This is a genomic window from Qipengyuania soli, assembly GCF_015529805.1.
In the GTDB taxonomy this organism is placed as follows: domain Bacteria; phylum Pseudomonadota; class Alphaproteobacteria; order Sphingomonadales; family Sphingomonadaceae; genus Qipengyuania; species Qipengyuania soli.
Map to the genome: position 1 here is coordinate 92,368 of NZ_CP064654.1, position 10,952 is coordinate 103,319.

Consider the following 10,952-nt stretch of genomic DNA (forward strand, 5'->3'; position numbering starts at 1 on the left):
CGTGATCCGTACGCTGACCCTGCTTGCCGCCGCTTCGCTGACTGCCCTTGCTGCGCCCGCCATGGCCCAGGCCCACGACCACAAGGGCCACTCCGAAGCGAGCGAAGCGGCCACCTACAGCGCTCGCCAGTTCTTTGAATCGACGTCCTATGCGGTCGGCTCGCCCAATGGCTACAACTTCTCGCCCGATGGGAAATACGTTCTCATTACCAGCGATGCGACAGGCGTGTTCAATGTCTACCTGATGCCGGTGAAGGGCGGTGATCCGATCGCGCTGACCACATCGACCGACGATGCTACCTTTGGGGCCAGCTTCTTCCCCAGCGATGACCGTATCCTCTTCACTGCCGACAATGGCGGCGACGAGCTCAACCACCTGTTCGTTCGTGCGGAGGATGGCACCGTCACCGACCTTACTCCGGGCGAGAAGGTCAAGGCAGGCTTCGCCGGATGGAGCAGCGACGGCAAGACCTTCTACGTCACCACCAATGAACGCGATTCCGCTGCCTTCGACCTCTATGCTTATGACGCCACGAGCTACGAGCGGGCACGGGTGTTCACTAACGAGGGTGCCTACTCGGTCGAAGACGTTTCAAACGACGGGCGCTGGGTAGCGCTGTCGAAGGCCATTTCGAGCGCGAACAGCGATCTCTACCTCGCCGACCTTCAAACCGGAGAGTCCAAGCTGATCTCCGAGCACGAAGGCAATGTCAGCCATGGCGTATATTCCTTCACCCGCGACAATGCTGCGCTAATCTATGCAACCGACGAGCATGGCGAGTTCAACCAGGCTTGGCGCTACGACATTGCCAGCGGTGCCAAGTCCCCCGTGATCGAAGCCGACTGGGACGTCGCCTTTCTCCAGTATTCGCCTAGCGGCCGCTACCGGGTCAGTGCGATCAACGCCGACGGACTGAACGTCCTGTCCATCCTTGATGGGAAGAGCGGCAAGAACGTAGAACTGAAGGGCTTGCCTGAAGCCATGCTCGCATCGGTACGCTTCGACCCTGGCGAGAAGAACATTGCCTTCATCGTCACCTCGGACACTTCGCCCGCGGACGTTTATGTTGCCGATCTCAAATCTGGAAAGACGACGCGGCTGACCCACGCCCTCAATCCCGCCATTCGCGAGGCCGACCTCGTCACGGCAACCGTTGCACGTTTCCCGAGCTACGATGGTCTGGAAGTGCCGGGCATTCTTTACCGACCGAAGAACGCCAGCGCCGACCATCCGGTCCCGGCGATCGTCATGGTCCACGGCGGACCGGGTGGACAGAGCACGCGCGGTTACAGCGCCATGATCCAGCACCTCGTCAACAATGGCTATGCCGTATACGCGATCAACAACCGCGGCTCGTCCGGTTACGGCAAGACCTTCTTCCACATGGACGACAAGAAGCACGGCGACGTCGACCTCAAGGATGTGGTCGCTTCCAAGGGCTTCCTGCAGGGACTGGACTGGGTAGCAAACGACCGGATCGCGGTGATGGGCGGCTCCTACGGCGGCTACATGACCGCCGCGGCACTGACATTCTACCCGGAGGTTTTCGACGCCGGCATCAATATCTTCGGCGTCACCAATTGGGTGCGCACGCTCAAGTCGATCCCGCCCTGGTGGGGCAGTTTCCGCGATGCGCTGTATGACGAGATGGGGGACCCCGCGACCGACGAAGAGCGCCATCGCGCGATCTCGCCGCTGTTCCACGCATCGAACGTGACCAAGCCGATGCTGGTGGTGCAGGGAGCGAACGATCCTCGCGTCTTGCAGGTCGAAAGCGACGAACTGGTCGCTGCGGTCAAGGCCAATGGCGTGCCGGTAGAATACGTGCTGTTCCCTGACGAAGGTCACGGCTTTCGCGGCAAGGAGAACCGGATCACCGCGTCAGAGGCCTATCTCAAGTTCCTCGACGCGCACATCGGGCGTTAGTGGACCCAGTCGAGCGTTACGCTGTCGATATGCCAGCGTAGCTGCTCGGCACTCGCTCCCGGAACATCGTTGACGCGGCGCAGGACCACCGGCCCCTCGTAACGGACTGCGCGGCCATCCTTGTCGGTGCCGGTGATGCTTGCCTGGCTCGTGTAGTAGGATGAACCGGCGGCACCTTCCATCGTGCCATCGGGCACGGCGACCGTGATCTTGTCGAGGTCTGCGAAAAGCCTGGCCCAGGCGGGCTTGGACCACTTCGCGTGATCCGTGTCGCTCATGAGGCCCCAGGCCTGGTCGAATTCGCGCAACTCGATCGCGCGGGCCCACGACAGCAGGACGTTGCGCGCGCCCTTTACTGTCCTTTCGGCCTCGGGGGTGAGCGCGGCGGGCGTGAGATCAGGGTAGCCGTCGTTCGTTGCGTCGCCTTCCATTGGCGGGGGACCTCCGACCGGCGGAGGAGGCGGCGGCAAGCCGTCGTCGGCGTTGCCAGGCAGGTCCACGGTCTGCGTCGGTGCGCTATCTTCGGTGGGCTGCGAACAGGCAGTGACGGCGAATAGCGCCAGCGCGCTCAGAATTCTGCGATCCATGAAACGAGAAACCGGGGAAGCGCATCTCGCGTTCCCCGGTTTGTCGAAACTGCGGTGCAAGCAGGACGCGCTTACTTGGGTGCCAGCACCATGATCATCTGGCGCCCTTCGAGGCGCGGGAAGCTTTCGACCTTGGCCAGTTCTTCCATGTCTTCGCGCACGCGGTTGAGCAGGTCCATGCCGAGCTGCTGGTGCGCCATTTCGCGACCGCGGAAGCGCAGGGTGAGCTTCACCTTGTCGCCATGCTCGATGAACTTGTTCACGTTCTTCATCTTCACATCGTAATCGTGGTCATCGATGTTCGGACGCATTTTGATTTCTTTGATTTCCTGCGTCTTTTGCGTCTTGCGTGCGAGGTTCGCCTTCTTCTGCGCCTCGTAGCGATACTTGCCGACGTCGAGGAACTTGCACACCGGCGGGTCCGCATTGGGGGACACTTCGACGAGGTTGAGGCCAAGCTCGTTGGCCTGCTCGATTGCTTCGCGGGTGTACATCACGCCGAGGTTTTCGCCTTCGTGATCGATCACGCGGACCTTCGGCACATTGATCATGTTATCGTAGCGCGGGCCACTCTTGATGGGCATCTGCATGCTACGGCGGGGTGGACGTGATATGGGGCATTCTCCTTTGGTGGCCTTAATCGGACACGCGCATGTAGGCATTCTTGCGCGGATTCGGAAGTGTGTTGTGCGCGTGGGGCGCAGAATCGCCGCCGGGCGTTGCGCCTATGCCGCCCGCCACAGCGGGAAGCGGGCGAGCTTTCCGGCCGCCGGAACCACCGCATCGATGCGGTTTGCCGGCTGCAACGCGTTCAGGATTGCCGGATCGGCCGCGTTCATTCCACCAGTGTAGGCGCCGAACGCAGGAAGGATCATCCGCCCGCTTGGTCGCCCGTCGGCGCCTTCGTTGTCGCTCACGACGGCGCAAGGACGCCGGATGCTGCGGTCGCGCACCTTGACCTGAAGGCGCGGATGGTAGTGACCCGAAAGTTCAGGCCGCGTCTCTCCGCGCTTCGCCTGGTGGCGCAGGATGACCCCGCCGATCTCGATCTCCTCGGCCAGCGTGCCGCCGCAGCGGGCCTCCATGTGCGGATCGTGGTTGCCCGTGATCCAGAGCCAGTCGACGGCGCTGGTCAGCGCGTCGAGCATTCCGGCAGCATGCGGTTCGAGCCGCGCAGACCCGTCCGAATCGTGGAAATTGTCGCCCAGCGTGATGACGCGCCGCGCACCCGTTTCGCGGATTGCCAGCGCCACCCGTTCCAGCGTCTCGCGACTGTCGTAGGGCGGGACCATCTGCCCGTGACGCGCGAAGAAGCTGCCCTTTTCAAGATGCAGGTCGGCAACCAGCAGCGCGCGTTCGCGCGGCCAGTAGAGTGCACGGCCTTCGGTGAGGAACCATTCCTCGTCTGCGAACGAAAGGGGAACCATGGCTCGCTATTGCCCTTCGCCCGCACGCTTGGCAAGGGGGCGATATGACCGACCTCACCGACAAGACCCAAGCCGCACGCGACTGGTTCGAAAGCCTGCGCGACCGCATCTGCGCCGAGTTCGAAGCGATCGAGCGCGAGGCGGGGTCGGACGCCACCTTCCGCTACACGGAGTGGCAGCGCCACGAGGAAGGCAATGCCGATCCCGGCGGCGGCGTCCAGGGCCTGATGAAGGGCAAGGTTTTCGAGAAGGTCGGGGTCAACGTCTCGACCGTGCGCGGCAATTTCGCGCCCGAGTTCGCGGGGACCATCAACGGCGCGAGTGCAGAGAACCCCGGCTTCACGGCCACCGGCATCAGCCTTGTTGCGCATATGGCGAATCCGCATGTGCCCGCCGTGCACATGAACACCCGCTTCCTCACGACGGGAAAGGCGTGGTTCGGCGGGGGCGCGGATCTCAACCCGCCGATCCCCTATGCCGAGGATACGGAAGAATTCCACGCGCGCTTCCGCGCCGCCTGCGCCGCGCACAACCCGACCTATTACGAACGCTTCAGGAAGTGGGCGGACGACTACTTCTTCATCCCGCACCGCGGCGTCCATCGCGGTGTGGGCGGCATCTTTTACGATCACCTCGAATGCACTGACGACGCAGCATTCGAGCGCAACCTTGCCTTTACGAAGGACGTGGGCGAAGCCTTCCTCGACATCTTCCCGAAGCTGGTCCGCCGACGCATGGCGAGCGAGTTCACGCCCGAGGAAAAACTCACCCAGCTTGAATGGCGCGGCCGCTATGCCGAATTCAACCTCGTCTATGACCGCGGCACGCTGTTCGGCCTCAAGACCGGCGGCAATATCGATGCCATCCTTATGAGCCTGCCGCCCGAAGCGGTTTGGAGCTAGCCGACATTCACCAGTAACTCGCCGTAGCCGTTGAAGCCGGGCGCGATCTTGCGCACGGGCTCGGCAGCCAGCGAGAGGTTCGGGAAGCGTTCGAACAGGAGGGGGATCGCGATCCGCGCCTCCATCCGCGCCAACTGGGCACCGAGACAGAAGTGCACGCCGCCACCGAAGGCGTGGTGGACCGGTTTGTCCCGAGTGATGTCGAACCGTTGGGCATCGGGGTTCAGTTCGGGATCCCGACCAACCGACTGGAGCGCGGTGAACATGACCTCTCCCTTCGGAATTAAGGTGGCTCCGACGGTCATGTCTTCGGGCGCGATCCGCGAGCTGGCGGTAACCGGGGGGTCGAAGCGCAGGACCTCCTCGACCATATTGGCAGCCAGGTCTGGTCTTTCGTGCAAGAGCTGGCGCTGGTCGGGGTGGTCGATCAGCAATCTGATCGCATTGCCGATGAGATCGGTCGTGGTGATGTTGCCTGCCACCAGCAGCAGGTTGCAGGTCACCTTGATTTCCTGGTCGGAAAGTCGGTGATCGCCGTCTGCCGCAGCGATCATGGCCGATATCAGATCGTCCCGGGGACTGAGCCGCCGTTCCGCGATCTGCCTTTCGAAATAGTCGAAGAGCTCGTTCTGCGAACGGAGCATCGCTTCCTGCTGTTCGGCAGTCAGCATCGGATTGAATGCATTGTCGGAGGTGCGCGACCAGGCGATGAAATCTGCCCGGTCGGCAGGGTCGACGCCGAGAATTTCGGCGATGATGATGATCGGCAGGGGCGATGCGTAAGCAGCAATGGCGTCGAACCGATCCCTGCCCTCGAGGGCGTCGAGCAGTTCGTTGGCGACTTGGGCGATGTGCAGCGAAATGTCGTTGATCGATCTCTGGCTGAAGGCCTGGGCCACCAGTGAACGCAGCCGGTGATGGTCCGGATCGTCGAGAAACAGCATCGACTTGATGAAACCTTCGCGCTGGGTCTGCAGCTTGGCGATCGTGCCCTGATTGGCGCGGTCGGGATCGAGCAGCAGCGCACGGTTACGCAGGACCGCTTCGATGTCCTTGCCGTTGGTCAGGAAATACCGGCCGAACTGCTTGTCGTGGTGCACCGGGCATTCGGCACGAAGCCGCGCGTGAACGCTCTCTGCATCCTCGCGATAGGCGGGGTCCAGCGAAGTCAGCTGGATACCGGTCGGCAGGTCAGTCGCTTCGTCGCCCATGTCCGCTCTCCCAGAACATCGACGCGACCCGGATTGTGGGCAAAAGGCTACAGCATGGGCGGGGGACTGCCAAGCCGGACGGGACCTGCTCCCGGGCGGCGGTCACTCCGGCGCGTAGATTCTCACCCAGTCGACCAGCATCGCAACCGTCCCGGTTTCGACCTTCGCGACCGTTTCTTGCGGTACGCCGTTGTACGGCTCCTTGATGCCGTTGGTCTTGAACGGATATGCGCCGCCCATCGCGAAATTTAGGATGATGTGCTTGGGATTGTCGAAGCGCCACTTGCCGTAATTCTCGACCATCGGACGCGTCACGCGATAAGTGACCTGGCCATCGATCTCGAAGTCGATCTGGTTCTCTTTCCACTCGACCGCATAAGTGTGCCACTGGGTCACATCGACGCCCTTGGGAAAGAAGTACTTGTCGACCAGCGGCGTCTCGCCCGAATAGCCGGGACCGTGGAGGGCAACCCCGACCCAGTCCTTTTCGCCAACGAACTCCATGATGTCGATCTCGCCCGTGTCGGGCCACTTGCCGTTGCCCAGCAGCCAGAAGGCAGGCCACACGCCTTCGGCATCGGGCATGCGGATGCGCGCCTCCGCGCGGCCATAGGTGAAGTCGAACTTGTCCCGACTGTCGATCCGGCCGCTGACGAAGGGGGCCTTGCGCGTCGGGTGCGGGTCGATGCCCGGAAGGTGCTGCGGGCGGAGCATCAGCACGCCACCGTCCGCCCCGGCGATGCCGTCCACGATGGCGATGACGCCCGGATCGTCGATGTAGGCCTGCTGCTCGTTGTTGACCCAGAAGTCGGGCCCGATCACATTCCACTTCGTCCTGTCGAGGGACGCGCCATTGAACTCGTCAGCGAATATCACCGGGCGATCGGTCGGCGGCGAACCCGTCTCGTGCGCGCTCGCCGGATTCACGGCTTCAGCAGCAAGGATCAGGCAGGCAAGGGCGCGAAACGTCATTCTGGCTCTCCCGACAAGCGACTCTCCGGCCGCTATGAGAACGTTATCATGCACACCGTCAGGCCGTCTGGCCATAGCTGCGGATACGTTTTCGCGCGCGAAGCTGGAACTTGGCGGCCGGATCGGCAATAGGCACCGCGCGTTGCCCCCGTATCATCCCGAGATGAACGGGAACCGAAAGATTAGCCGGAGAACACCATGCGTCGCATCATCCCCGCCATCAGCCTGTTGCTTGCGTCGACTGCCTGCACCACCACCGGTGTCGCAGTCGCTCCCGAAACGCGCGAGCCGACGATGATCGCGCCGATCCTGACGACGCCCGATGCGCTCGATGCCTCGACCTATGCCAAGCCGCAGGAGGCGCGCGTCACCCATGTTGCACTCGATCTGGCGCTCGACTTCGGTGCCAAGCGGGTCGGCGGGACGGCCGCGCTCGACATCCTTGCCGCCCCGAATGCTTCAGAGGTGATCCTCGATGCGCTCGGCCTCGAGATCCTTCGCGTGACCGATGGCAAGGGCCGCGAACTTGGCTGGCGCATGGGCGCAAGCGAGGGCGAAAAGGGTGCCCCGCTGACGATCGATCTGGTCGATGCTGCGGGTGCCCGTACCGACCATGTCGAAATCCAGTATCGCGCGGGCGCAGATGCCGAAGCGCTGCAATGGCTGAGGCCGGAGCAGACCGCGGGCAAGGTCCACCCCTATCTCTTCAGCCAGGGGCAGGCGATCCTCAACCGCAGCTGGATCCCGACACAGGACAGCCCCGGCATCCGCCAGACCTGGGAAGCCCGCATCACGGCACCCAAACCGCTGGACGTGGTCATGTCCGGCATCATCCAGGGCGAGCCCGAAGACCTCGGCGACGGTCGCCGCGCCTTCCGCTTCGTCATGGACAAGCCGGTTGCGCCCTACCTCATTGCCATTGCGGCGGGTGACATCGATTTCGCCCCGGTCGGCTCGCGGACCGGCGTCTGGGCCGAGCCTGCGACACTCGCACGCGCTCGGGCCGAAGTGGGCGATACCGAGGAAATGGTCGAGGCGGCCGAAGCCCTCTACGGTCCCTATCGCTGGGGGCGCTACGACATGATCGTACTACCGCCCGCCTTCCCCTACGGCGGGATGGAGAACCCGGTGATGACCTTCCTCACGCCGACCTTCATCGCGGGCGACCGAAGCAACAACGGCCTCGTCGCGCATGAACTCGCGCACAGCTGGTCGGGCAATCTGGTTACCAATGCGGTGTGGGGCGACAGCTGGCTCAACGAAGGCGTCACGTCCTATTTCGAAAACCGCATCGTCGAGGCGGTCTATGGCAGCAAGCGTGCCAAGCAGGAGGTCGCGCTCGACTACATGGCGATCCTCGAGACGCTGGACGAGGTTGGTCGCGATGCGCCGGGGACCGCACTCCACCAGCCCGACGGCACAGAAAGTGCCGGCTCGGCGATCATCTACAACAAGGGTGCCGCCTTCCTCCGCACGCTGGAGAAGGAGACCGGACGCGAGCGATTCGACGCATGGCTGCGCCAGTGGTTCGACAAGCACGCCTTCCAGCCGGCAACGTCCGACATGATCTATGCCGACCTGAAGGCGAACCTCGCGGGCAGCGATGCCGAGGCGGAACGCCTCAAGCTGAAGGAATGGATCTACTACCCGGGCCTTCCCGACAATGTCGCCACGCCTGATCCGGCCGCCTTTGCGACCGTCGATGCGGCGTCTGCAGCCTACGCCAAGGACGGAATCCGTCCCGCCGGTTGGGAGACCTGGACGTCGGCCGAGCGCCAGCGCTTCCTAAAGAACCTCCCGCGCAAGCTCGACGCTGCCGAATTGGCGCAGTTGGACGATCGGCTGGGCCTGTCCGCGAGCGGCAACAATGAAGAACTGTTCCTATGGCTCGAGCTGGCCATGGCCAATCGCTACCAACCCGCCGTCCCGCAGGTCGAGAAATTCCTCGGCCATGTCGGTCGCACAAAATTCGTGCGCCCGCTGTTCCAGGCGCTGTGGAACCAGGGTGACTGGGGCCGGCCGATCGCCAAGCGAATCTATGCCGAAACCCGCGAGACCTACCATTCGGTGACGCAGGGTGCCGTCGACCGGCTGATGGCCAAGGAATAGCCGTCAGCCGGGCAGGCTCAACGGCCGCGTCTCGTAATGGAGGCGCCACTGCTGGACTTCGGCGAGCATTATCTCGCCCAGCCTGTGCGACCTTTCGACCAGGCGCTCGTAGGTGAGCGGATCGGACGCGATGGCCGCGCGCAGCTGTTCGAGGCGATAGGCGATGACGGTCGACCGTTCGCTCGTCCCGGCGAAATCGCCTTGTGTCCGGATGCCGTAAAGCGCGCCGGCAATGGCCGGGAACAGGGCCGTGACGAAAGTCACGAGCGGCGCAATGCCCCAGTTATCGGCCATGTGGCCCATGCCCAGTGAAACCGTCAGATAGGCGATGCAGGCGATGATCGTACCGTAGAAGAGGAAGTCCCCCGCCTGGTGCAAACGGTGGTTGGCACGGTGCATCACCCCAGCATTGGCGATGTGATATTCGACCTGCTCGTCGATCATCGAAACGATCGCATTACGTACGATCTTGAGGAAACTTTTGTCGAGAACTGCGGTGACAAGGCCAAGCTCGCGTGCGGTCGCGCGGGCATACCAGCTGACCCAGCCCGGGTGTCTCGTCCCATCCTCCACATCCCGCAATGAAAGCCGGCCCAGCACCGAAGACAAGCTCAACAGGCGCAGCCGTTCGGCCAAGTGGCGGCGGTCGAGCCAAAACTGATGAAGCTTCAGGCGCTGTGCGCCGCGGGTGTTGAGGATGATCGCGGTGATCACCATCAGTTCGCCGATGATGAACAGCTTTTTCAGCTCGGGAGCCAGGAGGCCGGACAGGGCGAAGAGGACCGCGAGTCCGGCCATGGTGAAGTTGGTCACCATGCTGGAACGGAATCGGAGGGAGAACTGGTTGGCCTGCGCATCGGCTCGTCCGAAGCGTGACAATACCTTCTCGTTGAGGCGCGTCCCGAATGCGCCGCAGGTGGAGAAGGGCGCCACATGGCTGCGCATGTAGTCGGCACTTTCTTCGGCGCTTCCCGAGGTGAGGCGCAGCGATGCCAGCGGCTTCGCACCGGTCAGCGCGAGAAGTATCGGCCAGCCAAATGAATAGCGCCGCAGGTTCATGTCGCCCGCGACAAATTTCTCAAGCGACTTGAGGTCCTCCGGCCTGACCGGGGGTTCGCACAGAGCCCGGATCAGCTCGGGCAGCGCCTCGCTTGCCGGCGCGCGCTCTACGCCGTCGATCGACGGGCGTTCGGGGATTGCTTCGTGCAAGCCTCCCCACAGCAGTTCGGGTGGCGACTTGCCGGTGGCGTCGATATGGATAACCGGCTGGTTGAGCGCCACTGCCTCGGCGATCACCTCTGTTGTTCCACCGCGCCCTCGCGATGCCTCGCCGTCCCACACGGCCAGCAGTATGTCGCATTGCCCCAGCACCATCTTGCCGGCCATTTCGTATGCGGCGGTGTCCGCACCGTGATGGTCGGTCAGTGCCATCAGAGAATCCGCGCGGTCGATCAGCGCCTGCGTATCGCTCCATTCCTCCTTGCCGAAGTCCTCGGCATAGGTTTCGGGCGGGAAGGGCAGGCAGACCGAAATACCGAGCCCGGCCTCCAGCGCAGCCTGCGCGGCGAGGACATCCGCGCCCTCTGCCAGTGACGTGACCAGCTTGGCATTCGGTGCTTCAGGGGCAAAGACCTTCGCATGCTCGCGATGCAGTTCGGCAAGCGTTTCCTCTGCCTTGCGGAACACGTCCTTGCAGTGGTCGCGAATGGTTTCGTGGTGGTCGGCGCTCAGGCGAGGTGGGCGATGCCCGGTAATCCCGAACCTCAGGGCGAGACGCGGCCGGAAATCGGCATGAGCTGCAGTTTCACCCATGGCTC

The 10,952-nt window shown here is 63.2% G+C and carries 9 protein-coding genes; 3 read left to right on the forward strand and 6 right to left on the reverse strand.

Annotated features, from left to right (window positions below):
- Position 1: 1 nt before the first annotated feature.
- Positions 2-1,927: a S9 family peptidase gene (locus IRL76_RS00560; protein ID WP_200982183.1), complete on the forward strand. Its 1,926-nt coding sequence runs from the start codon at positions 2-4 to the stop codon at positions 1,925-1,927.
- Here IRL76_RS00560 and IRL76_RS00565 read toward each other — a convergent pair.
- The 3 genes from IRL76_RS00565 to pdeM all read right to left on the reverse strand — a co-directional run bounded on the left by IRL76_RS00565 (position 1,924) and on the right by pdeM (position 3,941).
- The gene (locus tag IRL76_RS00565; RefSeq protein WP_246449870.1) at positions 1,924-2,514 is read right to left on the reverse strand and encodes a hypothetical protein; all 591 of its coding nucleotides are present in this window, start codon (positions 2,512-2,514) and stop codon (positions 1,924-1,926) included. The two genes, IRL76_RS00560 and IRL76_RS00565, sit on opposite strands and share 4 nt — an antisense overlap.
- A gap of 71 nt (positions 2,515-2,585) precedes the next feature.
- Complete coding sequence (gene infC / locus IRL76_RS00570; protein WP_200982185.1) at positions 2,586-3,104, reverse strand: translation initiation factor IF-3; 519 nt, start codon at positions 3,102-3,104, stop codon at positions 2,586-2,588.
- Positions 3,105-3,239: 135 nt separating this feature from the next.
- A complete protein-coding gene (gene pdeM, locus IRL76_RS00575) occupies positions 3,240-3,941 on the reverse strand; it encodes a ligase-associated DNA damage response endonuclease PdeM (protein WP_200982187.1) in 702 nt (233 codons plus the stop codon).
- Between the two features lie 44 nt (positions 3,942-3,985).
- Between pdeM and hemF the strand changes: the two genes are divergently transcribed.
- Positions 3,986-4,843: an oxygen-dependent coproporphyrinogen oxidase gene (hemF, locus tag IRL76_RS00580; RefSeq protein ID WP_200982189.1), complete on the forward strand. Its 858-nt coding sequence runs from the start codon at positions 3,986-3,988 to the stop codon at positions 4,841-4,843.
- Here hemF and IRL76_RS00585 read toward each other — a convergent pair.
- Together IRL76_RS00585 and IRL76_RS00590 are read right to left on the reverse strand one after the other, a co-directional pair.
- Positions 4,840-6,054 (reverse strand): cytochrome P450, encoded by a 1,215-nt coding sequence (locus tag IRL76_RS00585; protein ID WP_200982191.1) that lies wholly within the window; start codon positions 6,052-6,054, stop codon positions 4,840-4,842. The two genes, hemF and IRL76_RS00585, sit on opposite strands and share 4 nt — an antisense overlap.
- 102 nt (positions 6,055-6,156) lie before the next feature.
- The gene (locus IRL76_RS00590) at positions 6,157-7,026 is read right to left on the reverse strand and encodes a glycoside hydrolase family 16 protein (RefSeq protein WP_200982193.1); all 870 of its coding nucleotides are present in this window, start codon (positions 7,024-7,026) and stop codon (positions 6,157-6,159) included.
- Positions 7,027-7,224: 198 nt separating this feature from the next.
- On the opposite strand from IRL76_RS00590, the gene IRL76_RS00595 reads away from it, so the two are divergent.
- Positions 7,225-9,135 carry a M1 family metallopeptidase gene (locus IRL76_RS00595; RefSeq protein WP_200982195.1) on the forward strand — a complete coding sequence of 637 codons (1,911 nt, stop codon included), beginning with the start codon at positions 7,225-7,227 and terminating at the stop codon, positions 9,133-9,135.
- A gap of 3 nt (positions 9,136-9,138) precedes the next feature.
- On the opposite strand, the gene IRL76_RS00600 is transcribed toward IRL76_RS00595, so the two are convergent.
- Positions 9,139-10,947: a hypothetical protein gene (locus IRL76_RS00600; RefSeq protein WP_200982197.1), complete on the reverse strand. Its 1,809-nt coding sequence runs from the start codon at positions 10,945-10,947 to the stop codon at positions 9,139-9,141.
- Positions 10,948-10,952 lie beyond the last annotated feature (5 nt).

Excerpts from the sequence above, each read along its gene's own strand:
- IRL76_RS00565 (WP_246449870.1), bottom strand. The coding sequence starts at position 2,514 with ATGGATCGCAGAATTCTGAGCGCGCTGGCGCTATTCGCCGTCACTGCC.
- infC (WP_200982185.1), bottom strand. The coding sequence starts at position 3,104 with ATGCAGATGCCCATCAAGAGTGGCCCGCGCTACGATAACATGATCAAT.
- pdeM (WP_200982187.1), bottom strand. The coding sequence starts at position 3,941 with ATGGTTCCCCTTTCGTTCGCAGACGAGGAATGGTTCCTCACCGAAGGC.
- hemF (WP_200982189.1), top strand. The coding sequence starts at position 3,986 with ATGACCGACCTCACCGACAAGACCCAAGCCGCACGCGACTGGTTCGAA.
- IRL76_RS00585 (WP_200982191.1), bottom strand. The coding sequence starts at position 6,054 with ATGGGCGACGAAGCGACTGACCTGCCGACCGGTATCCAGCTGACTTCG.
- IRL76_RS00590 (WP_200982193.1), bottom strand. The coding sequence starts at position 7,026 with ATGACGTTTCGCGCCCTTGCCTGCCTGATCCTTGCTGCTGAAGCCGTG.
- IRL76_RS00595 (WP_200982195.1), top strand. The coding sequence starts at position 7,225 with ATGCGTCGCATCATCCCCGCCATCAGCCTGTTGCTTGCGTCGACTGCC.
- IRL76_RS00600 (WP_200982197.1), bottom strand. The coding sequence starts at position 10,947 with ATGGGTGAAACTGCAGCTCATGCCGATTTCCGGCCGCGTCTCGCCCTG.